General features: G+C 65.2%; 24 protein-coding genes. 14 read left to right on the top strand and 10 right to left on the bottom strand.

Annotation, left to right across the window (positions count from 1 at the left end):
• The first annotated feature begins 111 nt into the window (after nucleotides 1-111).
• The 3 genes from ABH933_RS29980 to ABH933_RS29970 all read left to right on the top strand — a co-directional run bounded on the left by ABH933_RS29980 (nucleotide 112) and on the right by ABH933_RS29970 (nucleotide 1,744).
• The gene (locus ABH933_RS29980; protein WP_429422309.1) at nucleotides 112-468 is read left to right on the top strand and encodes a hypothetical protein; all 357 of its coding nucleotides are present in this window, start codon (nucleotides 112-114) and stop codon (nucleotides 466-468) included.
• 113 nt (nucleotides 469-581) lie between these two features.
• Nucleotides 582-1,301 carry a LysE family translocator gene (locus tag ABH933_RS29975; protein WP_429455165.1) on the top strand — a complete coding sequence of 240 codons (720 nt, stop codon included), beginning with the start codon at nucleotides 582-584 and terminating at the stop codon, nucleotides 1,299-1,301.
• A gap of 167 nt (nucleotides 1,302-1,468) precedes the next feature.
• Nucleotides 1,469-1,744, top strand: a complete 276-nt coding sequence (locus ABH933_RS29970; protein WP_429422310.1) for a zinc-ribbon domain-containing protein — start codon at nucleotides 1,469-1,471, stop codon at nucleotides 1,742-1,744.
• A 1,226-nt stretch (nucleotides 1,745-2,970) separates the two neighbouring features.
• Here the strand turns inward: ABH933_RS29970 and ABH933_RS29965 are convergent.
• The 3 genes from ABH933_RS29965 to ABH933_RS29955 are packed head-to-tail and all read right to left on the bottom strand — an operon-like array spanning nucleotide 2,971 to nucleotide 4,331.
• On the bottom strand, nucleotides 2,971-3,294 hold the full coding sequence (locus ABH933_RS29965; RefSeq protein ID WP_429422312.1) for a hypothetical protein: 324 nt from the start codon (nucleotides 3,292-3,294) through the stop codon (nucleotides 2,971-2,973).
• Nucleotides 3,291-3,794 carry a hypothetical protein gene (locus ABH933_RS29960; protein ID WP_429422313.1) on the bottom strand — a complete coding sequence of 168 codons (504 nt, stop codon included), beginning with the start codon at nucleotides 3,792-3,794 and terminating at the stop codon, nucleotides 3,291-3,293. The genes ABH933_RS29965 and ABH933_RS29960 overlap by 4 nt, the downstream gene beginning before the upstream one ends.
• Nucleotides 3,795-3,839: 45 nt before the next feature.
• Nucleotides 3,840-4,331, bottom strand: coding sequence for a hypothetical protein (locus ABH933_RS29955; protein WP_429422315.1), 492 nt, complete (start codon nucleotides 4,329-4,331; stop codon nucleotides 3,840-3,842).
• A 358-nt stretch (nucleotides 4,332-4,689) separates the two neighbouring features.
• On the opposite strand from ABH933_RS29955, the gene ABH933_RS29950 reads away from it, so the two are divergent.
• The 6 genes from ABH933_RS29950 (at nucleotide 4,690) to ABH933_RS29925 (ending at nucleotide 9,258) form a co-directional block, all read left to right on the top strand.
• On the top strand, nucleotides 4,690-5,586 hold the full coding sequence (locus ABH933_RS29950; RefSeq protein WP_429422317.1) for a helix-turn-helix domain-containing protein: 897 nt from the start codon (nucleotides 4,690-4,692) through the stop codon (nucleotides 5,584-5,586).
• The gene (locus tag ABH933_RS29945) at nucleotides 5,576-5,779 is read left to right on the top strand and encodes a DUF397 domain-containing protein (protein ID WP_429422318.1); all 204 of its coding nucleotides are present in this window, start codon (nucleotides 5,576-5,578) and stop codon (nucleotides 5,777-5,779) included. Before ABH933_RS29950 ends, ABH933_RS29945 begins: the two co-directional genes overlap by 11 nt.
• A 439-nt stretch (nucleotides 5,780-6,218) precedes the next feature.
• The gene (locus ABH933_RS29940; RefSeq protein ID WP_429455163.1) at nucleotides 6,219-6,749 is read left to right on the top strand and encodes a DUF3558 domain-containing protein; all 531 of its coding nucleotides are present in this window, start codon (nucleotides 6,219-6,221) and stop codon (nucleotides 6,747-6,749) included.
• Nucleotides 6,750-6,775: 26 nt separating this feature from the next.
• Nucleotides 6,776-7,174, top strand: a complete 399-nt coding sequence (locus ABH933_RS29935; protein WP_429422322.1) for a hypothetical protein — start codon at nucleotides 6,776-6,778, stop codon at nucleotides 7,172-7,174.
• 19 nt (nucleotides 7,175-7,193) lie between these two features.
• Nucleotides 7,194-8,498 (top strand): PPE domain-containing protein, encoded by a 1,305-nt coding sequence (locus ABH933_RS29930; RefSeq protein WP_429422324.1) that lies wholly within the window; start codon nucleotides 7,194-7,196, stop codon nucleotides 8,496-8,498.
• A complete protein-coding gene (locus ABH933_RS29925; protein WP_429422326.1) occupies nucleotides 8,485-9,258 on the top strand; it encodes an ESX secretion-associated protein EspG in 774 nt (257 codons plus the stop codon). Before ABH933_RS29930 ends, ABH933_RS29925 begins: the two co-directional genes overlap by 14 nt.
• Nucleotides 9,259-9,331: 73 nt before the next feature.
• Here ABH933_RS29925 and ABH933_RS29920 read toward each other — a convergent pair whose 3' ends face one another.
• From ABH933_RS29920 to ABH933_RS29905, 4 genes are all read right to left on the bottom strand, one after another.
• On the bottom strand, nucleotides 9,332-10,102 hold the full coding sequence (locus tag ABH933_RS29920) for a DUF2510 domain-containing protein (RefSeq protein ID WP_429422598.1): 771 nt from the start codon (nucleotides 10,100-10,102) through the stop codon (nucleotides 9,332-9,334).
• A 181-nt stretch (nucleotides 10,103-10,283) separates the two neighbouring features.
• Entirely contained in the window at nucleotides 10,284-10,823 is a 540-nt protein-coding gene (locus ABH933_RS29915) for a hypothetical protein (protein WP_429455161.1), read from the bottom strand.
• Nucleotides 10,824-11,349: 526 nt separating this feature from the next.
• Complete coding sequence (locus ABH933_RS29910) at nucleotides 11,350-12,744, bottom strand: ADP-ribosylglycohydrolase family protein (protein WP_429422330.1); 1,395 nt, start codon at nucleotides 12,742-12,744, stop codon at nucleotides 11,350-11,352.
• A complete protein-coding gene (locus tag ABH933_RS29905; RefSeq protein WP_429422332.1) occupies nucleotides 12,741-15,503 on the bottom strand; it encodes an ADP-ribosyltransferase in 2,763 nt (920 codons plus the stop codon). The genes ABH933_RS29910 and ABH933_RS29905 overlap by 4 nt, the downstream gene beginning before the upstream one ends.
• A gap of 1,258 nt (nucleotides 15,504-16,761) precedes the next feature.
• Here ABH933_RS29905 and ABH933_RS29900 point away from each other — a divergent pair.
• From ABH933_RS29900 to ABH933_RS29890, 3 genes are all read left to right on the top strand, one after another.
• Nucleotides 16,762-17,211, top strand: a complete 450-nt coding sequence (locus ABH933_RS29900; protein ID WP_429455159.1) for a hypothetical protein — start codon at nucleotides 16,762-16,764, stop codon at nucleotides 17,209-17,211.
• 33 nt (nucleotides 17,212-17,244) lie between these two features.
• Complete coding sequence (locus tag ABH933_RS29895) at nucleotides 17,245-17,649, top strand: hypothetical protein (protein ID WP_429422335.1); 405 nt, start codon at nucleotides 17,245-17,247, stop codon at nucleotides 17,647-17,649.
• A 519-nt stretch (nucleotides 17,650-18,168) separates the two neighbouring features.
• Nucleotides 18,169-18,474, top strand: coding sequence for a hypothetical protein (locus ABH933_RS29890; protein ID WP_429422337.1), 306 nt, complete (start codon nucleotides 18,169-18,171; stop codon nucleotides 18,472-18,474).
• Between the two features lie 156 nt (nucleotides 18,475-18,630).
• On the opposite strand, the gene ABH933_RS29885 is transcribed toward ABH933_RS29890, so the two are convergent.
• From ABH933_RS29885 to ABH933_RS29875, 3 genes are all read right to left on the bottom strand, one after another.
• Nucleotides 18,631-18,957 (bottom strand): WXG100 family type VII secretion target, encoded by a 327-nt coding sequence (locus ABH933_RS29885; RefSeq protein WP_429422339.1) that lies wholly within the window; start codon nucleotides 18,955-18,957, stop codon nucleotides 18,631-18,633.
• A 1-nt stretch (nucleotide 18,958) separates the two neighbouring features.
• Nucleotides 18,959-19,573 carry a YbaB/EbfC family nucleoid-associated protein gene (locus ABH933_RS29880; protein ID WP_429422340.1) on the bottom strand — a complete coding sequence of 205 codons (615 nt, stop codon included), beginning with the start codon at nucleotides 19,571-19,573 and terminating at the stop codon, nucleotides 18,959-18,961.
• 122 nt (nucleotides 19,574-19,695) lie between these two features.
• Nucleotides 19,696-20,235 carry an alpha/beta fold hydrolase gene (locus ABH933_RS29875; protein WP_429422342.1) on the bottom strand — a complete coding sequence of 180 codons (540 nt, stop codon included), beginning with the start codon at nucleotides 20,233-20,235 and terminating at the stop codon, nucleotides 19,696-19,698.
• Nucleotides 20,236-20,400: 165 nt separating this feature from the next.
• Here ABH933_RS29875 and ABH933_RS29870 point away from each other — a divergent pair, with 165 nt between their 5' ends.
• Both ABH933_RS29870 and ABH933_RS29865 read left to right on the top strand, forming a co-directional pair.
• On the top strand, nucleotides 20,401-22,059 hold the full coding sequence (locus ABH933_RS29870; protein ID WP_429422344.1) for an AMP-binding protein: 1,659 nt from the start codon (nucleotides 20,401-20,403) through the stop codon (nucleotides 22,057-22,059).
• Nucleotides 22,060-22,432: 373 nt separating this feature from the next.
• The gene (locus ABH933_RS29865) at nucleotides 22,433-24,046 is read left to right on the top strand and encodes a class I adenylate-forming enzyme family protein (protein ID WP_429422345.1); all 1,614 of its coding nucleotides are present in this window, start codon (nucleotides 22,433-22,435) and stop codon (nucleotides 24,044-24,046) included.
• The last annotated feature ends 1 nt before the right edge of the window (nucleotide 24,047 follow it).

Below are 24,047 nucleotides of genomic sequence, written 5' to 3'. Positions count from 1 at the left end.
CCGGCCTGACTGTCGGTGTCCAATCGCATTGCGGCGCTAGCGCGCCTCGATGATGATGGGTGTATGAGAAGGGGTCGGGTCGCTCGACTCATCGGTGGGGTATTCGGACTCGTGTTCATCGAGGTGAATGCCGGTGCCCTGCCGTTGATTATCGATGTTGTGCTGCGGGTGCTTGCGGGCGCGGTGTTTCTCGGGCTGTTGGTCGTGCTGCGGCGTTCTCGCGTTTCGCCGGTTGCCGTGCCGGGGACGAGCTTTGGACGGCGCTACTGGATTGTGGTGGCCGTCGAGGCGGTCGTCGGAATGGCAGGGATCGCCGTCATCAACGCGTTGCTGCACACCCCTCGGGCAACCGTGGCCTGGATCGCGCTCGTGGTCGGATTGCACTTCTTCGGGCTCGCGATCGTTTGGCGGGATCGGCGTTGCGCTGGCTCGGCGCCGCGATGGCGGCGTGCAGCGCCGTGGGTTTGATCCTGGTTGCTTGCGGATCCTCCGAAACAGCTGTCGCCGCGATCGCGGGGGTCGTCCCCGGAATTCTGCTGCTCGGCTCCGTCTGGTGGGGAATCCGCCGCGCTGAGTAGTGCATGACCGTCCGGTCGATCGCCCTGCGTGGGCTTCGGAATTCGTTTGCCTGGCGCAGCGGAGCAGCCGAGAATGGCTCGGTGCTGGTCTCCCTGATGTCGTTTCTGATCGCCTGCACCGCGGTTGCCGCGGTGCCTGGACAAAGCACAGCGTTGATCATCCGTCAGTCGATTCGTGGCGGGAGGCGCGCGGGCATCGCCACGGTCTTGGGCAACGAGACCGGAGTGTTCTTCTGGGGCTGTGCCGCGGCGTTCGGCCTTACGGCGCTGCTCAGCGCCTCGCAGATCGCCTATGACGGCATGCGCATTGTCGGCGTGTGCGTCCTGCTGTGGTTCGGTGTGCAATCTTTTCGCTCAGCACGTCGGATGAAGCACGAGGGAGTCGACAATGAGCAGCCGGAAGCCGTGGTCGACCGTGGGTCGTCCGCGCTGCGTTCCTATCGAGCGGGCGTGCTCACCAATCTGGCAAACCCGAAGGCAGCCATCTTCGCGATGTCGTTTCTGCCGCAGTTCGTCCCGGTGCATGCGGCGAAGCTGCCGACGATGATCCTGCTCGCCGCTATATGGGCCTGCTACGAGATCGGCTACTACTCGGTGTACGTCTGGTCCGTGCACCGCATGAGCTCCTTCTTCAGCCGCCGTGCGGTCCGCCGGCGGATGGAACAGATCTCCGGCGCCATGATGCTCGGCCTCGCCGCCCGCATGGTCCTGGAGAACGGATAGACCGCGGCGAGTTCGCGCGCTCGATCTTCGAAGGCCACTGGCTCCGACCCCGATCGGACGATGCAATCGCCTGACCGGCTGGGGCACAACATGATCAGGGCGCTTCCGATCTGTGAACGATCCATGAGAAGGTAGCTCCCGGGAACAACCCAGGGAGGACTCTGCACATGATCATCTTCGGTACCAGGAGCTACCTGCATCAGCTGGCGATGCTGCTGCTGGCGTGCGGGCGCTGCGGCAACACCGCCGCCCACGTCCTGCGCAAGCGCGAGACGAAGTTCACGCTGTTCTTCATCCCGCTGTTCACGACCTCCACGAGGTACACGACACAGTGCACCTTGTGCGGAATCGAACAGCTGGGCACCGAACAACAGGCGAACCAATTGCTGGCCTACGCCAATCAGCAGCAACACGGACAGCCCCGGCCGTCCTACCAACCCTGACCGGCCCCGGCGCCTCGAGCGATTGTTTCGTGCCATAAGGCTGCGACTGGTGGCACATGTGGGGCAGCGCATCCCCCTCGTGGACGTCCTGCATTTGGGTGAGGTTGTCCCGCAGTCGATCCCGTCTCAGCGGGCCGCGAGAGGGTCGGATAGTATCGAGCGACCAGCGCGCTTATGAGGGGGAATCGTGACACAGACGCCTGAGCAATGGGGTGGCCTTCCGCGGCCCACCGGTCAACCGGCATACGTTGTGCCGCAGCCTTATCCGACACAAGGTGTGCCGCAGCCGCATCAGTCCGCGCCAGGGGTGAATGGGACCGTGCCCGAGGCGCCGGCCCGTTTCGCTCCTCGAGGCGGGTTCCCGACACTCCAGCCGTATCCTGCGGCAGCACAACAATATTCGCAGCCGTCGGGCTACCCGCAGGGTGCTTACGTTGGTACTCCACCGGCCGGGGGTCTCGAATGCCGCGTCTGTGGTGCCGGGCCCGCCGTCAAGGCGACGTTCATGGGCATCACCGGATTCGTTGCGGCATGGACGGTTCGGCGGTGGCGGGGTCCGTACTGTCGAACCTGCGGGCTGGCGACGTTCCGGGAGGCAGTGTCCGAGACGCTGGTCGGCGGGTGGTGGTTGATCATCGGGTTCGTTGTCGTCCCGGGGTACGTCTTGGCCAATCTGTTCGGACGATCTCGGGTGATGAGCCTCGGGGAGCCCGCTGGTCAACGATCGCAACCTGCGGTGCCGGGTCCACCGGTTCTTGCGCGCCCGAAGGTCCAGATCGTTGCTGCCCTCGGGGTACTGCTCTGGGTATTGTTCTTCGTGTTCGCCAAGTGGAAGCCATAGGCTGCCGCCGTCTGCGAAACTGTTGCGATCCCGACAACAGGCGCGCCGGGCGCCCGAGGTCGTTCGCGGCCGAACCGGTGGTAGTAAGAGGCGGAAGACGGGAGAACCGCACGGGCGGGGCGCGCGAACGGCGCCCTGAGTAGTCGCCACCGGACCGGCCTCTCCCCGCCGTGGCTCGCGCTCGGCGAACTTCGCGCCGAACCTGTTGTCATCGACGAGGTTACGATCGCGCTCCCTATCGTGGGCGGCCTTGCCTGACCTCAGGTCGGCGACTTTTCGCAGTGTCGCCGCGTCTGGGCGGTGATCGGCACCACTTCTTCGCCGGCCTCCGCTCGGCGCGCCGGTTCGGAGGCATGCTGCCGAAGCGCGCGTAGATCGAATGCACTCATGGGTGGTGGCGGGAGGAGTCGGGGGTGATGCGGCCCGCGGCGACGAGGGTGATGAAGGCGGCGTGTTTGCGGGGGCAGTTGTGGTTGCGGTGGAGCTGCATGCAGCGGTGGGCCTCGGGAATGGTTAGGGGGTGTTTTGGTGCGGTGCAGGTGAATTCGGGGGGCCAGGAGATCGGGCGGAGGGGGCAGCGGGGTGGGGAGGGAGTGCGGGTGGGGTGGTGTGGGCGGTTCGGGGGCCAGAGGCAGCGGATGCCGAGGAGGATGGCGGCGGCGCCGGTGAGGGCGGACAGGACGCTGGAGGTGATGTCCCAGGGGGTCATGGGGTGCGCCACCGCCCGTCGCCGTGCTCGCGCAGGTCCCGGGTGAGGCGGTCGAGGCCGTCGAGGATCTGCCGGAATAGTTGGGGCTCGGGGATATTCGGACCGGTCGGGTCGGCTTCCCCGGGGTTCTCGGGTCGGGAAGCGGTGTCGTGCGGCCTCGGGCCGGTACCGTCGGCCGGGTCGTGGTCGTTCGGGTGTGGATCGGGGTGGGCCGGGCTGATGGCGGGATCGTACGGGGTCGGGCCGGTGCGGTCGGACAGATTTGTGCTGGTGGGGTCGGGGAGGCCGCGGCGGAGGGCGCGATCGCGTGGGCTCGTGTCCGTCGGAACTACGTGGCCGTGGTGGATGAGGGTGGTGTATGCGACCCATTTCCAGGCGCACAGGTCTATGCGGCAGGTGCGGTGGAGTTGCATTTGGTGGTGTGCCAGGACGAGGTCCGCGTGCGGGCAGATCTCGTCGGGGACTACTACGGTGTTGCCGGTTCTGGTGTAGTACAGCATGTTCGGTCCCCTCGGTGGATGGGCGGCGGTGTGGTGAATGGCCGATTACCTCGGACGTATGGGGTGGAGGTGACTTTCGGTCGGCTCGCCGAGCTGATCGCGCGAAGGCAGTGTAGACGGTCCGCATTGAGCGGCGGGGGTGGTGGCGGCTCGGGCCCATGTTGTTGGGGGACAGACGGTTTCGAGGTCCACGGCGGTGCATGCGCGGGCAGGGTTGTCGTCCACGTGGGCGAGGTCGTAGATGATGAGGGTGTCGATGGTCAGGTCTGCCGCAATGCCGAGGGCGTAGGCGAGGGGATCGTCGAGGTGCGCGGGTGGGTGGATGGTGTAGACGTACTGGTAGCCGAGGGTGAGGGCATGGCGGTGGAGCGCGGCGGTGTGGCGGGGCGCGTGTACGCCGGAGAGGTCTGTGCGTAGATATCCGAGCGCTTTTGGTCGGCGGGTGGTGGCGTTGGCGATCGCTGTCCCGTTGTTCGGTGCCGGGGTGTGGGTGCGTCTTCCCCGGGTTACTGGAATATCCGTAAAGGAATGCGCCACTTGGTCATTCGATCGATAATCGCGCGGGAGGGCGATGGTGAATGGCTCCTTGTCAAGGGTTGCTGAATCCTCTAGCATGGCGCTCGACTCCGAAAGTAATTGTGACAGTGCGGAATTGGAGACGTCCGACGGCCGGGGAGGGCCCGCTCAGTGGATCCGAGCGGCGGTGAGCGGGATGGTGGTCGACCCGGCCGCCGGGCGCATTCCTATGACACTCCGGTGTCCCGAACTCCGCAACGTTCAACTGTTCTGGTTTACGAAAAATTTGTCGTCGTTTCCGTTGGCGACAAAACCGTGTTCGAGATGAATCGCTCCTGAACAAACGAATTACTACGTAACGAGCCCGAGGAGGCCCGAGATGGCATCCACTACCACCGATTGCAACGTCGCCCGCCGCATGCTCGGCCTGACCTTGGAGACCATGCGCAGCAAACAGGGCATCAGCAGAGAGACGGCCGCCACGGCCATCTCGATCGCCCGATCCACACTGTGGAAGCTGGAGACCGGGCAGAACGTGCGGCTGAATCCGGTGCTGCTCAAGCATCTGTGCGAGCTGTACGAGGCCGATCCGCAGGAGATCCAGGTTGTGCTGGAGTTGATCAAGGAGACCGCGTCGAAGGGGTGGTGGCAGGCGTTCTCGGATGATGCGATCCCGAAGGAGTTCGGGTTGTTCGTGAGCTTGGAGGATGCGGCGGAGCGGATTACGTCGTACCAGACGACGTTGCTGCCGGGGTTGCTGCATACGGCTGACTGTCGGCGGGCGCTGATCTGGGCCGAGTTCCCGAACAAGCCCACCGACGAGGTCGAGCGCGTCCTCGAGGTCAGCCTGAACCGTCGGGCAAGGTTGACCGAATCGGACAAGCCGTTGATGTTTCGCACGTTCGTCGACGAGCATGCACTGCACAGGATCACGGGCAGCGTATCGATCATGGGGGACCAGTTGCACCACCTCGCCGAGATCGGAATGCTGCCCAACGTGTCGGTCCGTGTCGTCATGCGATCCGCTGGGACGTATCGCGCTCTGACAGCCGGGGCGTTCGTGATGTTGGATTTCCCGCTGCGACCAACGATCGAGTTGACGATGCCGCCGGTTGTCTACATCCAGGGGTACCTCGGCGACCTGTATCTTGAACAGAGAGAGGAGATTCGGAAGTATCGGGAGGTGCTTGCCGACCTCGACCGGATAGCACTGGACGAGAAGGACAGCCGTTCGCTCATCCTCAACATCGTAAAGGAGTCCGCTCGTGAACCTTGATCTATCCAGGGCCCAGTGGTTCAAGAGCAGTCGGAGCTCGGCAATGAAGGACTGTGTCGAGGTCGCCTTCCTCGATGAGGGCTTGGTGGGGGTGCGAGACAGCAAGAACCCCACTGGCCCAGCGCTCGTGTTCGCCCCAAACGAGTGGGATGTGTTCACAGCCGCCGCCTGCGCCGGCAAGCTCAGCGGTTAGCGCCCGTACTTCCAGCTGATCGGTGGCCCTGGCTCGGGTATTCGAGGCAGATGGCCACCGTCAGATGAAGGCCGGGATCGCGGCACTCCTTTCGCAGCCGAATGTGGCATGCTCCCAAGACAATCCAGACGTAGCGACTGCACGTCGAGGATCCAGATAGCTGCGGTGATCGTGCTCTCCTCGCAGTGGAGGTTGAGGTCAGTAGCCTGGCTGTACCGGTACGGGCCGAGTCGTCGAGCCCTCAACGTCCACCAAACCGAACGCAGCCTTGGTGGGGGTCATTACATCGTTCTCCAGGGCTGGGTCGCGACTTGTGCTGCCGCTCGATTCGCCCGACTCACGGCTACTGACCTGCAGGTCAGCGGTGGAAACGTGCAAGTCGCAACGAGAGGTCGAGGTAGGGGGCTGAAGTTGCTAAGGTGAGACCAACTTTTTCTCGATGATCGGGGGTTGTATGCGTGCGCTCGCAGTAGTGGCCGGTGCGTGTGTGGTACTGGCGGTGGCTGGATGCGGTAACGGGGGCCAGTCGGGCACTTCGACGACAGCCACCCGCACACTCACTCCTGATCAGCTCTGGGATCCGTGCAGTCTGCCCGACGCCGCTGTGGCGGCGACCGGGGTCAAGGCCGACACGAAAGACGCGAATCCATTTGGCTCCACTACTACCGGCTGGAAAGGGTGTAATTGGAATAATGACACCTACTACCTCTCGGTCTTTGCGAACAACCGTACAATGGACCAGGTTCGGTCCAATACAAGTTTCCATAACATCCACGATGTAGACGTTCCTGGACGGAAGGCTGTTAGCTATACAGAGGGTTCCAACAACAGTTGTGGCCTGGACTTTGCAACCTCGCAAGGGGTTGTGGAGGTAATAGTAAGACCCTCGCCCGGCACTCCGTCTACTGGCGACTATTGCGCTACCGCACTTAATACTGCGCATTCGTTGAATAGTTTGATTCCGAAATAGGTGATACGGTACTGAAGGGTATGCCGATGGGTGACTCTGATGATATAAAGCAGCAGTTTGCAACCTTGGCGGATGGCACTGGATCTGGACAGCTGATCATCGAGGATGGCGTAGCCGATAAGTGCATACAGCACTGCCAGAATCATCTTGTGGATCTAAAGGGACTTGCTGTCAGGGCTCAGACGTTGATGCATGTCGATTCGTTCGGTGATCTTCCATCTGCTACATATCTGGCAAATAAGTTCCAGACTCTGGGAAGCGACAGCGGGTCGGGAACTGGGTCTTTTGTGGATGCCGTGAATAGACGCATTGCCGTGGTTGAACAGATGGAAGAAATGTTCAAAAAAGCGCGAGATGCATTCAAGAACTCGGATGAGTCCACGAAAGACAAGATCCGACAAGCTATGAAAAATCTTGATGCGTAGATAATCGAAGGGGGGACCGGTGGGTTTCGGAGACTTCATCAGTAGCCTTACGGGTCTGTTCAGTAGCAGTGTAAGTCCTACTCAAAGCGCGACGAATGCGGGAACGCAGGGGCAGCAGGATCGGGCAACTGCTCAAACGCAGGGCACCACGCTCGCCCAGAATTTCCACGGCGACTACCTGCCGGAGGGGGTGACGGCGATGATGGAGAGCTTCGACACGATGTCGCACGACCGGATCATTCAGTATCGCGACAAGGTCGTTCCCAACGATATGAATGAGAGCGCGGGGCGGTGGAAAACGCTCGCCGACGACACGCACGCCAAGGCCACCCTATTTCAGGGCGCCATAGAGGGGCTGATCAACAACGGTTGGTCCGGCGCTTCCGCCGAATCGGCGAAGGCGAGTGTCCGCAAGTATGTCGACGACGTGGACACGCTCAAGAACGCGGCGGCCATCGTAGCTACCAAGATCAGCGATGCGGCGGCGACCTTGACCCAGGTCAAAGCCCAGATACCGGATAAGCCGCAGAATCGCGCAACTTCCGTTCTGGGAATCGTGACCGATGTGGTAACGGGTGTAACAGGGAATCCGGACAGCCTCATCGGTTCGATAATGGCCGATCGCGGCCGCAGGGACAATGCCCAGAATGCCGCCCGGGACGTGATGAACAATGTGTACAAAAAATATCTCCCCGAGTCGGACCAAAATGTTCCGAAAATGCCGGGAGTAACCACGGCGGATAATACGTCCCACACAGGTGCGTCCGGCCCGTCCGGCCCCTCGTCCAGCTACGGCCCGTCGTCCAATTCGAACTCGCAGAACTACGGCCCCTCGACGAGTAACAGCCCGACCGGCGCGTCCGGCCCCTCGAGTCCCTCGTCCAGCACCAGTAGCTCGACTTCCCCGTCGAGCCTGAATCTCCCCGACGCCACGACCGGAACCTCGGCGAATCTGTCCGGGTTGAGCTCGAGCATGTCAGGCACCAATACGTCGACCGCCGGGTACAGCCCGTCGGGTGTCGGCACCGCGGGCACCACCGGCACCGGTGGCTTCAACTCCTCGACCGGCGGCAGGGGCAGCAGCGTCCCCGGTACCACCGGGACCACGACGACCACGGCCGCGAACGCAACCACCGCGGCAGGCAAAACCACCTCGGGCATGCCGAGCGGAATGATGGGCGGCGCTGGTCAGAAGGGCAAAGGTGAGGAGGATGGCGAACACAAGACGCCGGAGTGGCTCAAGGGCATTCAGGAGGAACTCGTGGGCCCCGAGCCGAAACTCCTTCCCGGCGGCGTGATCGGCGGCGATTATGCCGACAGCTAACGCGTGGAAGCTCACCCAGATCGAATTCTATTGTGCCTGGCGGGCTGTGGGCCGCGACCGCATGCCGTTCCCGATCGAGTTTCGTAGCGACATCGAGGTCGGGGCCGACTTCGACCGCGAATGTGCCGTCGCCGCACGCAGAGTCGCGGAACTGGCGCACGCCGATCCGGGCATCTATCAGGCCCTCGAAGTCCTTGCGCAGCCCCGAGTCCGGGTCGAGATGCTGGGTTATCGCCGCGACGGACGTGACCGTATGGTCCGCATGCACGCCGGAATCGCCGACGGCGCAGGCGCATTGCTGGTCCAGGAACCGGGCGCCGCCACCGATCTCGAGGCAGCGGGCGACATCCGGGTCTACCTGCACGGCCCCGGCGGTGCCGTCAAGCGCATGGTCTCCCTCCTGCCGGACGTCCCGCCCGGCACCGCCCCCGGAGTCTGGATCAACCGCTTGGACCTGGCCCCGCAGGAGACCTGGAGCGCCGGCGAAACCCGTAGCCCCCGTGAACAAGCCATGCGCTTCTTCCGCCAGCCCTACCGCACCTACGTGGAAATCAAGATCGACCTCGGCCCCGCCCTGGATGGCTGGCAGGAAGGCGGCGACTACCTCCGGGTCGTCGATTTCGACAAGACCGGCCGCTACCTCCTGACCCTGGGCGACCGCGTGGAAGCCAAGGCCCTCACCGCCGACAAACTCCAGGCGACCATCCAACACCGCATCGATCGCGCCCTGGAACGAGACCGCGCCGCCCCCTGGCGCTGACCCATCGAATCCCCATCACACCCGAACCGACCTGTACCAGGCAGGCCGGTTCGGGACGATCGCCGACAACGAGTCAGCGTCTCGGCGCCAGCTCGGCGTGGAGATCCGGGATCAGGAGCACGTTGGGCACGGCCGGGTCCAACTGCATTCCCTCGCTGATCGGTCGGCCTATCGGTCGCAGCCTGACCCTTCCACGTTCGACTACAACATTGATATCGGACCAGCGGTAGGCATTCTTCATCCGTAGGGAACTGAACCCGTGGGCGTCTACGGTGTATTCGCCGGCAATGTTCAGCTGCTGGCCCGTGCGGATCGCCCCGAGAATCTGCGCGTGCAGTCGCGGCTGCAGGTGCGCGCGAAGCAGACTCACCAGACCACTCCATGTGTCGTCCTGCGCTTCGGACTCGCCGTGAACGAAGCGGATATCGATGACAGGCCCGGGCTTGACACCGCGCGCTTTCCTATAGGAGCCGCGCCCCAGTGTGAACCTGAACGTACTGCCGTCGTCTCGCGGCCCGCCCATCTTGACTCCAAATGCCATGTTCTGGACGTACTCTTGGGTCACCGAGTACCCGAACCACTCGACGTCAGCCCAGTGCATAGTTGTGCCGCCATAGGTGACGCTGGTCGCATCGGCATAGACGTCGTCCCTGAAAATGCCGACACGACCCCGAACGACCAAGTCATTCCGAGTGCCCTGTGAAGCGCCCTGCGGAACCGGTGGGGCAGGAACGGGTGGAATCGGCTGCGCTGGCCGTTGCACCGCATTCGTCCACCGCATGCCATCCCACCATCGGTACGTCCCGTTACCGGAAGGATCGGCGTACCAGCCAGGTTGTGCCATCGTGAAGCCCCAATCATCCACTGTGAACTTTTAGAGAATGCCCGACCGCGGCTCGCCGGACGACGGAGGTTGCGAAGGCGCCCCGCTGATATCCCCTGGCGCTGACCTCAGCGAATCCCTATCACACCCGAACCGGCCGGTGCCAGGCAGGCCCGTTCGGGACGATCGCCGACCGTGCGCTTTACCGGGCCCAGTCTTTCAGCTCCGCCAACGTTGGAAACTCGCCGGCCTGCGCATCGGGACCGATCACGCCGGACATCCAATCCTCGGGCTGAGTCCGGCAATACTCCAGGGCCTCCAGCGGTGTATACCCCGCCTCGAATGCTCTGCTCAACCACAATTGCCATAGTCCGGCGGCAATCTCGCCGTGTCGACCAGCGGGACCGTAGGGCAGATAATCCGCGCCGTCACCGGCAAGCGCCGCCCACACGAAGCCGAGCGCCCCACCCTCCTTCGTCACCGTATAGAACCGGACACTGCCAGCCGTCTCCACGGGATACCGCCGCAGCGGCGAGCTGATCAACGGCCCCCACCCCTGCGAACGATCCACCGGAGTCCCGTCCGGATACGTCCCATCCTGAATCAACGGACTCGGCACCGGCTGCGCACCCGGGTTCAACGACTGATTCAAGCCCTCCAAAGTCTCCGAGCGACCCTCCGCGGCGTCAGCAAGAATGCCCCCGCCCTTCGGGTCCTCCGGCACGCCAATCCAACTACGCACCGCATCCTGCGCCGACAATCCCCGCGAATAGCATGCTTTCAACCGATCTCCCCACGTGTCGACTGCACGCCACGAGGGATCGGCAAGCAATTCCGCGGTCGAAAGTTCTGAAATCCTCGCCGGGAGATTCCGGATGAACCCGGCGGAGTTGTGAGTCACCGATGCGTACAGATAGCCCAACAGTGCACCGCGTAACGTCACCGGGTAATAGAAGACCGGCTGGCGAGTCCACCCGTCGTAGGTGGTACGGGTACCTAGCCAATCCTTCCCGAACGTCTCATGGCTCGGTGGAGCCTCCCGTGGCATCGGATACTCCGGCGGCCCTCCCGGCCAGTCGGAATTCGACATTATCGTTGTACCTCGTTCCGCAACGCCATCATCTCCTGTTCGTATCGTAATACGTCTGAATCTCGCCTGGCTGGATCGAATGCTCCATCGATGTCCTCCGGCCTGCCGGCATAATCAGGTTTCGCAACTAGACCAGACGTCGGATGGATTGTTGTCCGACCCTGGTCATACGTGGGTCTCATGTGGGCGGGTAGCGGCGTTGCCACTCCCCTTGGTTGAGCACGTCGCGGAGTTCTGTGGCCAGCTCCTGTCCGAGGGTGTCGAGGACATGGATGTCCGTGATTGGATCGCGGAAGACCTTGGGAATGGCCTGGATTCCGTACTCGGCCCCGATCAACATCCCCGCCACCGCGGCAACCTCGTTTGCGTGGGTGGCATAGTTCAGGGCGAGGATCAACGCCTCGCGCAGGTAGTCGCTGACCATAGCGCAGTACAGTGCGATGCCCAGGGCTTCGGCGCCGTCCGCCCCACCGTCAGGAAAATACAGGCGTAAATTGTTGGCCTGAGTGGGGGTCCAGTCCTCCTGGACCAGAGCGACCGCGGTGTCGATCTCCTTTCGAGTCTTCTCGCTGCCCGGGTACCGGGCTGCCTGTTTCCAGGCGACGTATAGGCAGTCCATGAATGGCTTATCCCGGATCTGTTGATGCAGAATGACCGCCAGGGTCCCCGCTGCCAGGCAATCATCGGGATGGGGATGAGTCAGCGCGGCGATGGCGACCCCGAGATCGAAGGTCTCCGACAGATCTTCCGACCACACCGCCGCGAGAGCCGCGCGGACCAGAACGTCGGCGCCACGGGCGGTACTGTGCGGATCCTCCATGGTCGAGCGGTCACCGGTGGAAGCAAAACCGAGCAGGGCCCCGACGACGGCGGGATCTGGGCTCGCGTCAATTCTGAACAAGGATTCGCCGGCTACCATACCGTCGGGGCCGTCAAAATCGCCGGCGTCCTTCCCGTACGGGCCGCCGTAGATCCGCCACCGATCCCCGACTTTTCCGGAGCCCCTATGCATGTAGTGCAGCCAGCGCTGATAACCGTGCTGAACGGTCGACACGGGATCGACCGGATGCCCGGTCCGCCGTCCACCCAGCGCACGAATCATTCCCTCCGCGGCGTAACCCATCAACTGGGTGACCCAGGTCCACCACATAGAACCTGAGGGCAGATAGTCGACCAACCGCTCTTCCACCTCGATGGCGCCACCGGAGTGCCACGAGTATTTGGTCAGGCCCCCGCGGCTGTCTGCGAACGCGTCACCAATCGCTGCCGCGACGATGGCGCCCCGCAGCTTTTCGGCCCCGGTCGGCATCGGTAGGCGCTCGGTGCCGCCCGGGCGATAGCCGCCGATCTCGTCGCTACGCTGCCCGAAATCGAGTTCCGCTTCGATCGGTGCGCCAATATCGACGTGGTGCTCGTTGTAGTCGCTGTCCTCGACCCGGCGTAGTTCCGGATCGAACTCGGCACGGTCGCGCCACCGCTTGGACCAGTCGTGATGCCAGTTGTGGCCTTTGAGGCTGCGTCGGTCTCTTTCATTTGTGGACCAGCCTTTGGGAGCGATCTTTGGATCCCTCACCGCGTCGCCACCTCCTCCAGGCTCATCACACCACGCCAGTCGAGTGCATCAGGCTCCAAGAACACCCGCTTACCCAACCATGACAGCATTCGTGACTGCCCTGGCAACATGTCTTCAGGCCTGCCTAGGTCCGCAATTTCCTTGGCTGTCGGGAAGTTCTGCGAGCCGACTTGGAACCGTTCGCGCAGTTCCGCTATTTTGTCAGTATATTGTATCTGTTCTTTGATGCTCTGCTTCCGTTTCATCTTTTCCGGTCCCTCTGGCAAAGAGTCATGTTCCAACCAAAGCTCTCGAAGCTTTGCCTTCTCGTTGTCGAGCTCTCTGTCTATGCGCCCGCCGAATTTATTCACGGCTTCATGCTGGATGGTGAAGTTAAAATTCTGTCTGGCCCACGCATAGCTCCCGACGTCTTTATTGGCTACGAGTGTGACATCTTTTACTCCTGAATTCTTATACCATTCGATCATAGCCTCATTGAAGGCGGATGCGCACCCTTGACCCTGGACGTGCTTTTCCAGCGAGAAGACATCGTGAAAGACGGTCAATCGACCCTCGGCATCTTGTAGGAATTCTCGTCTAACCTTCCCGACCTCGATACCGTCGGCGTATATCTTCGATCGCACCATCATTCGTTCTGAATTCCCTGTGATGTTGTCGACGCTGATGCGCAGCCCGCCGTACTCGCCGTCGATAACACGCCGGAACTGCGGCAGCAGCTTCGCCTCGTCGACCGGAAGACCATGCGGTGGGAACAAGTTGCGCAGGTTCGGCTTCGGCTCGGCCGGAGCGCTCGACGATACATCGCGATCAGGCGTTGGAGATTCCGCGGGCTCCGGCTCAGCAGGCTCGCGAGCAGGATGGTCGCGCGGCTCTCCGTCGGGCCGACCGCCGAGCGGAGCGTGCGGACCGGACGTTTCCGGTCCCCGGTGCAGCTCGGACGGGGCCGCGGTATCGTGCTTCCGCAATTCCGCAAGCCGGTCGAGCCCGCGCGCCCTTTCCGCCGTCCCCCACTTCGGATCCGGCAAATCCGGCAAGTCCAGAGACCCACTGCTGCGCCTCCGATCCGAATCGACCGGGCGCTCGGGTGCCGCAGTCTCCGGCTCGCCATCACGCGGCGGTTGCTTGTCGTCGGGCTTGGAAGAACCGCGGTACGACGCATCGTCCACAGGCGATTCGGATTTCGGATCCTCTTTCAGCCGGGACGGCTGATCGGCCTCGGGGCGGCGCTCATTCGGATGCGCACCTTCCTCAGGACGGTTGTCTTCTTCGGGTCCCGTGCCCTTCTCGGATCGCTTGCCCTCGGCGGGGAGTGATCCCTCCTCGGATCGCTTGCCTTTCCCCGGACCCGAGCCGTCGTCCTGGGGCGTGCTCTCGGGCCGCGATTCGTCCGTCGGAGGCGGGTTGTCTTCCGCGCGTGTCTCGTCGCCCGAGCGTTGGGTTTCCTCCGAGCGCGGGTTGCCTTCGGTGCGCGGGTTATCGGATTTCGGATCCTCCCTCAGCCAGGACGGCGGCGGCTCGGCCTCGGGGCGACGCTCATTTGGACGCGCGCCCTCCTCGGGATGTGCTTCGGGTGGGTTCGATTCCCGCGACATTGGCTGAGGCGCATCATGATTCATCGGTGGTGCTGGGGGGCGCGGTTCGGCGGGTTCGGGTCGAGCGCCGTCGGGGCGACCGGGGGGCGTCGTGTCCGACCGCGGCACACCGCTGGTGCGCTCCACTGGCGGAGCATCCGGCCGCGCCGACGACACCGCTTCCGAACGATCCGGCCGGGACATGTGGGGCCGCGGGGAACCGGAATGTGTTCCAGACATTGGAATTTCATGTCCAGCTGGCCGCGCACCGGCGCTCGGCGCGGTCGTCCGCACCGCCGGTGTGTCGGGCCGAGGCGAGGCATAACCCCGGCCTGAACCGGCCGGAGTGCTCGGCCGGGCCGAAGCGTGTGACGCCGGTGTGTCGTGGTGCGGTGAGGCCCCCGGGGATGGCGCAGAATGCGGGACCACCTTCGCGTGGATCTCGTAGACGGGCCGATTCTCGATCCTGCCGTCGCGATGTACCACCTGAGTCCAGCCGGTGTGTGTTACCCCGGTGATGCGGTACTGGGTATCGCGGGGCAGCAACAGTTCCCGCTGGTCCTCGTAGGCGCTCTTGCGTCCCATCCACACACCGTGGGTGCCCGGAGGAAGGTCGAGCTTCATCTTGTACTCGAACGGGTTGTTGTCCACCACCGCCGGGTTCTCCCCGAGGGATGTCGACATGTAACCGCGTTCCATCTGCGTGGTGCCGATGAGCGCCCGCGGGTCCCGGATCCCGAGTGGATGTCCATCGGCGGCGGTCAGGAACGAGATGTCATGCAGTCCGCGCATTGCCCGAACCGGTTCGGGCAGAGGATGATTCAGGGCGGCATCCAGTTCACGTATTCGGCGGTCGAATGCCTCGGGAGTCGGGGTGCCTCCAAAATACTTGTGCAGGAAGTCGTTTTCGGCATGGTGGCGCGCCATTTCGAGAAGACGCTCTTTCGGCGACGCACTGGTCAAAACGTGATCTATCCACGCACGGTGGAGATCCGTCGCGTGTGGGCTGTACGCCAGCCGTTCCAGCTCTTCGCCTGTCTTGGGCATCGGCCCGCCGTTGAGCCAGCTCAGTGCACGGGCGCCATGGCTCTCGTTCTGCAGACGCTGGAAATGCTTCGCGACGTTCCCCCGCGGATCGTGCCCTCGCAGAAAACCATTGGGGAATGACTGCTCGGTGTAATGCCACAACGCCGCCCGGAGCTGCTGCGGCAGTTTGGCACGTATGTGCCCGAGGCGGTTCTCTCCGTATCGTTCCCCCGCTTCGTCCGTGGCGAAGTGCCGGTATCCATCGGGTTCACGATGGCCTTCATACGGAGCCGGACCGGCATTGTGAACGGGAGGACCGGGATGCGGAGCGTTCGGGTGCCCGGCGGCGGGACGGCCTGGATCGGCATACGGGTGGGAAGATGCTGGGCGCTCGCTTCCCGGGTGTGGTGCAGTAGGGCGAGGTGGAGTCTCGGCGCGCGGCGGTGTCGCCGGTGTGGCTGGGTGCGGCGGCGTGGATTCCGGTGCACGGTCATCCGGGATCGTGAACGGTTTCGGTTGCTCGGTCCGGGGGCGTGGCGTCTCGGTACGTGGCGCGGGGTGTTCGGCGCTCGATGTGTGGGTGTCGGGGCGGGGCCAGTCGGTGGGGAGCCGGGACGCTTTGAGGTGGGCGTAGGGGGCGAAAGGATTTTCGGGTTCCGATGTGCGCGGCTTTTCCTCACGCGGGTTTCGGGACGGCTCCGGGTGATCGGGGGTGCTCTCGCGCGGGTCTCGCTCGGGCGCATTCGGATTCCGGTCGCCGGAGGCCGACGACGGATGGTCGGGTTCGGTGGGCGGAGTGTCCGGTCGGCTCGGGTTCTCTTCGGGGCGCGCCGTGGGCGATTCGGGCCTGTCGGCTTCCGGGCGGGCGGGATCGCGCGATTCGGGATGTGAAGGATCACGCGGTGCGGGGCCGGAGGGGTCACGCGATTCCGGGCGTGCGGGATCGCGCGGCGCTGGTCGCGCGGTGTCGGGCCGTGGCGGGTTGTCGCCTCGGGACTCAGGACGATCGGACCCGCCGGATCCGGGGCGGGCGGCCACGTCCGGCCGGGGAGCTGTGTCGGGACGAGCCCCCGGGGCGGTGTCGGCACCGGCGGGGGTGTCGGGCCGAGTTGCCACGTCGGGGCGATTGGTCGCATTGGGACGACCGGCCGTGTCAGGTCGTGTCGCTGTGTCGGGACGGGCGGGGGTGTCGGGCCGAGTCGCTACGTCGGGGCGATTGGTCGCATTGGGACGACCGGGCGCGTCGGGTCGTGTCGCTGTGTCGGGACGGGCGGCGTTGTCGGGACGGGTTGGGGCCGTGGAAGATTTGGGGCGCAGCGGGTTGGTTTCTGTGCGGGCGGGGGTTTCCGAGACCGGCGTGTGGTTGGGGATGGTGGTGCGATGGCCCTCGGATGCGCCCGCGCCGCCCTCGGAGGTGTGCATGCCGCCCAGGCTGCCCATCGACGGTGTGCTGGTTGTCGATCCGGCGGTCGTCGTGGTGTCGGCGGATGATGCTGTGCTGGTGGGGGAGTCGTCCGTGGTGATGGTCGAGGAGTGTGTGTCGGATGCGGTGGTGACGGAGGATGCGGTGGTGACGGACGAAACCGAGCTGTCGTGCGCTGCCGTATCCGTCGCATGGTTGGTGCCTGGTGCGGCGGATTCCGGTGTTGCCGAATCATGGGATGTGCCAGTGGTATTCGTCCCGGCGCTGGTCGCCGATGTCGCGGCGGATGAATCCTGCTGGTGGGCGGTTTCGGGGTGCGTGGGCGCGGAATCGGTGGTGACCGGTGGCGTGTCGTGGGAAGTGTTGACGGTGTCGTGGGGCGGCAGATTCAGACTCGAACCATTGTTGGCCGGAACCGAACTGCTGGTGTCGTGGGTGGCGGGCTGATCGTGACCGGTCGTGGTCGGATGCTGCGTCTCGGTGTTGTTCGGGGTGTCGTGTGAGGCCGTCGGCGCGGTGCTGGTGTCCGCGTTGCTGTGCTCGGTGGTGGAGCTGGTGTCGTGGCGGTCCGAAGCTGGATTATCGTGCTGCGCATTGGTATCGCTGCTGGCAGTGTTCGAGTCGTGGGCTGTCTCCGAGGCCCGGGGAGCATCCGTGCTCGAGTGGGTCGCGGTGCCGGAATCGTGTGTGTCCGGCTGGGTGGTCGTGCTGGAGTCGTGTGAGCTCGGCTGGGTGGTTGTGCTGGAGTCGTGTGAGCTCGGCTGCGTCGCAGTCTCGGAGTCGTGTGAATTCGGCTGCGTAGCGGCCGCGGAGTCGTGCGAACTCGAGTTGGTGGCGGTATCGGAGTCGTGCGAACTCGGTTGTGTCGCTGCAGCACTGTCATGAGTGGTCGACGTATTGGCATGGCTGCTCGACGAAGTCGACTCGGAATCGCCGGAATGTGATGCGGCGGAATCGTGTGACCCGTGCAGGGCCCCCATCGCGCTGCCGGCCGCCGACGAGGACAGCAACGTGGTCGCGTCGACATCGAATTTCCCGCCCAACGGAACCGTGGCCGCGGTGCCCGCGACCGAACCCAGCGCGTTCCCGGCAACATCGGATCCGAGCTTGGTGGCCATCGTGCCGAGCTTGGATTCGACATTGCCGGCCAGCTTCCCACCGAGGCCGCCGCTGCCGAGCGCTCCGCCCAGGGCGCCCCCGACTGCACTCGAGACCGCCTCCCGGCCCAGGTTTTCCCACTCCTGCTTGGTCAGCCCGCCGCGATGCCCCTGCGCGATCTGCAGTCCAGTCGCGCCCAGGTCGACACCGACCCCCTGAACCACACCCCAGAGGGCGTTCTTCAGCGCGGCCGCGCCAGCCCGGGAGAGCATCTTCTCGAGCAGTTTTTTGATCGCTATCCGGATCGTGACCCGGGTCGCGACCTGCATGGCGGCCTCTTCGGCCGCAGCGGCCGGAGCGCCGATCAACGTGGCTGCGGTGGCCAGCGCCTGCGCCAATTGGATCGCGAAGATCACCAACGCCGCGATGATCGTGTACTTGGTGTGCTCGATATCCGCGGCGCCGTCCTCGAGTTCCTTGGCCAGCGCCTCGGCCGTACTGATCAACCCCGGCAACAGCCCCTTGTCGCCGGCGATCTTCGTCCAGAAGTCCCTGATGGCATCGTGGGTCTTGCCCGCCGACAAGGCCTGCAACGCGGCCTTGACCACCTGATCCGAGTCGTCACTCACCCCGTTCAGCGCTGTGGCCAGGGTTCTCCATCCGGTAGCGATCCGCCGCATGGCGGTCTCGTCGCCTTCGGGCCAATCACCCGCGCCGACAACGTATTTCGCGACCCACTTCAGCTCGTCGGGGATCTCGATTCCCACGTCAGATCTCGGACTTCTTCCGCGTCAGGGCCGCCGCTGTGGACTGATCTTGCTGATCGATCGCGTTGGCGATCGTCTTCATACTGTCGCCCAGGCCCGACAGCACCCCCGGCACGCTGCCCAGGCTGTCCTGGGTCTGCTTGGCCGCGTCCACATAGTTTTTCGCGAATGCCGCGCCGGGCTTGTCCGTCCCCCAGCACGTCCCTTCCTTCTGGATCACCTGCGTCAGCGCCGCCACGGCGTCCGTGACTCGCGACGCGAGCTGTGCGAACTGCGGCTGCGTCGCCCGCAACGCCTCCGGATCCGCCTCGAACGAATTCGCACTCATCTCAGCGATCCCCGAAATACCGGCGGTTACGGTAGTAGCTGTCCTCGTCGTCGTCCACGTCGGTCGGCACCCACACGTCCGGCGACGAGCTCGGCGGCCGACCCGCCGGGTTCGACGGAAAACCCGGCGAAGTGCCGGACGGGACGTTCGGCGGCATGTCCTGCGGCGGAGCCGGCGGCACGCTCGACGGTGTGTTCGGCTCGTCCAGCGGCGGCGGGGTGAGCAGCTCTTTGATGCTCGGAGCCCCCGGCACCAGATCGGGCAGATCCGGCAGGTCCCCCGCCATGCCGGTGACCGAGGCGAACGCCCGCTGCGACTGCTCGGTCGCCGCCCGCGCGGCCGCCTGGGCGGCCTCGGTCATCGAACGCGCCAACTTTTCCGGGGTGGACCGCTTGAACGCCTCGGGGGCCAGATGCACCTGCACCGGGATACCCGCCACATTCGCGATCACCCGCACCAGACTGTCCGACGACCATGCTTCCCCGGTGATCTCGGCCACGCGGCCCTGCACCTCGGCGAGTTCACTTCGCTGCTGCTCGAAGATCTCCAGCAGGGAATCGACCTGGTCGCGTAAGGCATCGTTGTGCCCGCTCGACTCCTGGTGCTCGCCGCTCATCGGGTAGTGATCTCACTTTCGTGCGGTCGTCTCGCGTTCGAGGGATATGACGCAAGAAGTCCACCGCAGGTTCCATCGGATTGCAAACTCGTTGCCGAGGCTCGGCGCCGTCGAACATCCCGTCACCGCGGGTACGGTCTGGCGGGAAAATGAAATCGCCTGGTGGCAAACCCTTCTCGACGAGAGGCCCGCCGGATCTCCGCCTTCCCGGCCTCCCGGTCGCCGTTGTCGACGGTCGCGAGGTAGTCCCACGGATAGCCGCCGTCGACCATGACCACGCCGGCGATCCGATCCGGATTCCTTGTGGCCCAATGCACTGCGAGCGCGGCACCGTACGACCAGCCGACCAGCAGTGGGCGCTGCACACCGCGCGCGCCGGCCACGGCGTCGATATCCCGGAGGCAGGCCTCGAACGAGTAGTCCGCCGACTTCCCGGACTTGCCGCGGGCGCGCTCGTCGAAGGTGATGTGCCGGTAACCCGGGCCGAGTTCGGCGATGACCGGCTTCCAGCTCCGGTGGGTCGCGTAGGAGCCGTTCAGGTAGATCACCGGGCGGCCGGGGCCGCCGGAGTCGCTGACCGCCAGCGCGGTGTCGTCGACGGCGACCATGCCGCTCCAGGCCGAGTTGTTGGCGTTGTCGAGGTTCTTGGCTGCGTTATCCATGGGAGTACGGTCGCGGGCTCGCCTGATACCGGCCTGACATCGACCCGATGGCACCGCTGATACGGGCGCGGGGAGCCCCGGACCCGCATCGTTCCGGTCGAGCGCCGGCCCGCTGAGCGGAACCGATCGCGGCGGCGAACGGCGGTGGCTGAATAGGATCGGCCGATGACCGACCTGCTCCGTGCCGATATCGCGACGATGCTGCTGGATCGCGTGGGGGACGATCACCCCGGGTTGCGCACCCGGACCGCCGATTGGACGTGGGACGAGGTGGTGCGCGAGTCGGCCGCGCGGGCCGCGCTGGCGCGGGAGTTGCGGCGGGAGGGGCCCTTTCATATCGGGGTTCTGCTGGACAACGTGCCGGACTTCGTATTCTGGCTCGGTGCGGCGGCGCTGGCGGGCGCCACCGTGGCAGGTATCAATCCGACTCGGGGAAATGCCCAGCTGGAGAACGATATTCGCTATGTGGACTGTCAGCTGATCCTGACCGATTCGGCGGGGATGGTGCGGCTGCGGGAGCTGGATCTCGGGCTGAGCCCGGATCGTTTCCTGCTGGTCGACGATCCGGCCTATGCCGCGATGGTCGATAAGCACCGGGGCGCCGAGCCGGAGGCCGTGGGCGGCCCGGAATCGCTGATGCTGCTGCTGTTCACGTCGGGAACTACCGGAACGTCCAAGGCGGTCAAGTGCAGTCAGCAGCGGCTGGCGACCACCGCGTACGCGGCCGCGACGAAGTTCGGGCATGTGCGCGAGGACATGGACTACTGCTGCATGCCGCTGTTCCACGGCAATGCGATCATGGCGCTGTGGGCGCCCGCGTTGACGGTCGGCGCGACGGTCTGTCTCACGCCGAAATTCTCTGCCTCGCAATTCCTTCCGGACGTCCGCTACTTCGGCGCCAGCTTCTTCACCTACGTCGGCAAGGCCGTCGGATACCTGCTGGCAACCCCGGAAACGCCTGTGGACCTGGACAATCCGCTGGTGCGGGGCTTCGGCACCGAGGCGTCGGTGACCGACCAGGAGGAGTTCAGCCGCCGGTTCGGTGCGCGACTGTACGAGGGGTACGGGTCCAGCGAGGGGCCGAGCCTGGCCGCCCTGGACCGGAGCGCGCCACCGGCCGCGCTGGGCCGTCCCGCGCATCCCGGGGTGGCGATCGTCGACCCGGCGACCCTGAGCGAGTGCGCCCGAGCGGAACTCGACGAGCACGGCCGGGTGCTCAATCCCGACGCGGCGATCGGCGAAATGGTCGACAAGCGAGGCGCTTTGGCGTTCGAGGGCTACTACAAGAACGATGCCGCCGACGCGGACCGCATCCACAACGGCTGGTACTGGACCGGGGACCTCGGTTACGTCGACACCGACGGATACCTGTATTTCGCGGGCCGGCGGGGAGATTGGATCCGCGTGGACGGCGAGAACACCTCGGCCCTACTGATCCAGCGGGTGCTCGGGCGCCACCCCCGGGTGATCGCCGCGGCGGTCTATGCCGTGCCCGACCCGCGCTCGGGCGATCAGGTGATGGCGGCCATCGAGGTCGCCGATCCGGCCGCCTTCGACGCCCTTGAATTCGCCGAATTCCTCACCGCCCAGGACGATCTCGGCACCAAGGGCGCGCCCCGGCTGCTCCGGGTGTCCGCCGATCTGCCGGTGACGGGCTCCAACAAGATCCTGAAGCGCGAGCTGCAGGCCGAGTCCTGGCACACCGACGAGGCGGTCTACCGCTGGGCCGGACGCGGGACCCCGGAGTACCGGTTGATGACCGCCGAGGATCGGGCCGAGCTGGACACCGAGTTCGCCGCGTTCGGGCGTCAGCGACTGCTCTGAGTCCGAGCGGACATCGCGGCGCCCTGGTTTCTGTCGGGTCAGATGGCCGACCCAGCGCGTTCGGCTAGCGGCGGATGCTCCGCGTCGCGGTGCTTGGGCGCTGGCCTGAGTTCTGGCGCGCGGGGCAGTGGGGGCATGCTGCGCCGAGTTCCGCTGTCGCGCGGTGTGGGTGCGTTGCCTCGAGTTCCGGCGCGCGGGCAGTGACCACACGTCGCCCGGAGTCGCCCGGGTGGGGCCGACGTCATGGCGTTCGGGCGTCAGCGGCGCCGGATGGCGTCCGCGCGTTTCTTCGGGCCGGTATCGTGCGGGTTCTCGGGCCGGACGGGCGTTGAACGTCCCTCGGCGCGGCGTCAGCGGGAGTGAGGCGATCGTGATGACCGACAGCGGGGTGACCGGGCATGCGATCCGCCCGGGTGGATTCGCGAGCGCGCCCGAGGAGTACGGCGACCTGTCGATCAGCGAAATCGTCCGGGAATGGGCGCGGCAGCTCCCCGGAGAACCCGCCTTCGTCACCGCCGGCCGGACGACGACCTGGCGCGAATACGACGACTCGGCCGAGGCCATCGCGGCGGAACTGCGTGAGAGCGCCGGCGCGCGCGTGGCGCTGGTGCTGCCCGATACGGCGGTCGTGCATGCCGCGCTATGCGGGTGCTACCGCGCGGGGCGGATCGCGACGGCGATCGGCGTCCGGTCGGGAGCCCGGGAGATCGCACACATCATGGGCCGTGCGGGGGCCCGGACGCTGATCACCGTGGCCTCGATCCGGGGGCGGTCGTGGCGCGAACTCGTCGGGGAGTTACGGGAGCACGGTGTCGACGCGGCGGATGTCGTTGTGCTCGATGAGGAGTCGGACGTCATCATCCGGCATCGACTGGGCGCGGCGGACTCCGAGGAATCAGGTGAGCAGTTCGCCACCTCGGACATCACGATCCTGAACTCGACCTCGGGTACCACCGGCCTGCCGAAGGTGGTCAGGCACAACGAACGCCGGTGGATCGAGTTCGCGCGCGAGGCCATGGTGGGCGGCGGGATCGGCCCGGACGACGTGCTGTGCTCGATCGTGCCCGCCCCGTTCGGATTCGGCCTCTGGTCCGCGCACTTCCTGCCCGCACTGCTCGGCATCCCGGTCGCGGTGACGGCGCGGTTCGACGCCGAGGAGACCGCGATGCTGATCGAGCGCGAGCGGGTCAGCGTACTGTGCTGCGTCAGTACGCAATTCAAGATGCTGCTGCGTTCGGACGCGGCGCGCGAATGCGATCTGTCGAGCCTGCGGGTGCTGTACACCGGGGGTGAACCTGTGCCCTATCGCGACGCATTGGAATTCGAACAGCGCACGGGCGCAAAGGTTCTCCAGTTCTACGGATCCAACGAGTCGGGCGCGGTGAGCCGGACCACGGTCGAAGACGATGTCGAGACCCGGCTGCGCACGTGCGGGCACCTGCTGGAATCGATGAACGTCCGCATCCTCGACGAGTCCGGCGCCGACTGCACCGGACCGATCCGCCGCGGGCGCCCCGCCGTTCGCGGTCCGCTCGTGTCCGCGGGCTACTGGGACGATCCCGCCGCGAATGCCGAGCTGTACACCGGCGACGGCTGGATGCTGCTGGGCGACATCGTCGAGGTCGACGAGGCGGGCCGGGTTCGAGTCGTCGGGCGCACGGCGGATTTCGTCATCCGGGGCGGGAAGAACATCTCGATCGTGGAGATCGAGAACCTGGTGCGCGGGCACGCCGGCGTCACCGATGTCGCCGTGGTGGGTGTGCCCGATCCGGTCTTCGGCGAACGCGTCTGCGCGGTGGTGGTGCTCGCGGCGGACGCGCATCTGGATACGGAATCGCTTGCGCGGTGGCTGAAATCCGGGGGAGTGAGCGCGGAATACCTGCCCGAGTACGTCGTTGCGGTCGACCACCTGGAGATCGGACCCGGCGGAAAGACCGATCGCCGGGCCGCGCGCGAGGCCGCCGCCGCTGCCCTCGGCCTCGCCTGAT

This window comes from Nocardia sp. GP40 (assembly GCF_050434125.1).
Taxonomy (GTDB): Bacteria; Actinomycetota; Actinomycetes; order Mycobacteriales; family Mycobacteriaceae; genus Nocardia; species Nocardia albiluteola.
The sequence above is the reverse complement of the archived record's forward strand: the minus strand, read 5'-3'. Positions and strand labels throughout refer to the sequence as shown.

Bases quoted from the DNA above. Each gene is read 5' to 3' on its own strand.
- ABH933_RS29975 (WP_429455165.1), top strand. From the start codon at position 582: ATGACCGTCCGGTCGATCGCCCTGCGTGGGCTTCGGAATTCGTTTGCC.
- ABH933_RS29970 (WP_429422310.1), top strand. From the start codon at position 1,469: ATGATCATCTTCGGTACCAGGAGCTACCTGCATCAGCTGGCGATGCTG.
- ABH933_RS29965 (WP_429422312.1), bottom strand. From the start codon at position 3,294: ATGACCCCCTGGGACATCACCTCCAGCGTCCTGTCCGCCCTCACCGGC.
- ABH933_RS29960 (WP_429422313.1), bottom strand. From the start codon at position 3,794: ATGCTGTACTACACCAGAACCGGCAACACCGTAGTAGTCCCCGACGAG.
- ABH933_RS29950 (WP_429422317.1), top strand. From the start codon at position 4,690: ATGGCATCCACTACCACCGATTGCAACGTCGCCCGCCGCATGCTCGGC.
- ABH933_RS29940 (WP_429455163.1), top strand. From the start codon at position 6,219: ATGATCGGGGGTTGTATGCGTGCGCTCGCAGTAGTGGCCGGTGCGTGT.
- ABH933_RS29935 (WP_429422322.1), top strand. From the start codon at position 6,776: ATGGGTGACTCTGATGATATAAAGCAGCAGTTTGCAACCTTGGCGGAT.
- ABH933_RS29925 (WP_429422326.1), top strand. From the start codon at position 8,485: ATGCCGACAGCTAACGCGTGGAAGCTCACCCAGATCGAATTCTATTGT.
- ABH933_RS29920 (WP_429422598.1), bottom strand. From the start codon at position 10,102: ATGGCACAACCTGGCTGGTACGCCGATCCTTCCGGTAACGGGACGTAC.
- ABH933_RS29900 (WP_429455159.1), top strand. From the start codon at position 16,762: ATGCCGCCCAGGCTGCCCATCGACGGTGTGCTGGTTGTCGATCCGGCG.
- ABH933_RS29885 (WP_429422339.1), bottom strand. From the start codon at position 18,957: ATGAGTGCGAATTCGTTCGAGGCGGATCCGGAGGCGTTGCGGGCGACG.
- ABH933_RS29880 (WP_429422340.1), bottom strand. From the start codon at position 19,573: ATGAGCGGCGAGCACCAGGAGTCGAGCGGGCACAACGATGCCTTACGC.
- ABH933_RS29875 (WP_429422342.1), bottom strand. From the start codon at position 20,235: ATGGATAACGCAGCCAAGAACCTCGACAACGCCAACAACTCGGCCTGG.
- ABH933_RS29870 (WP_429422344.1), top strand. From the start codon at position 20,401: ATGACCGACCTGCTCCGTGCCGATATCGCGACGATGCTGCTGGATCGC.
- ABH933_RS29865 (WP_429422345.1), top strand. From the start codon at position 22,433: ATGACCGACAGCGGGGTGACCGGGCATGCGATCCGCCCGGGTGGATTC.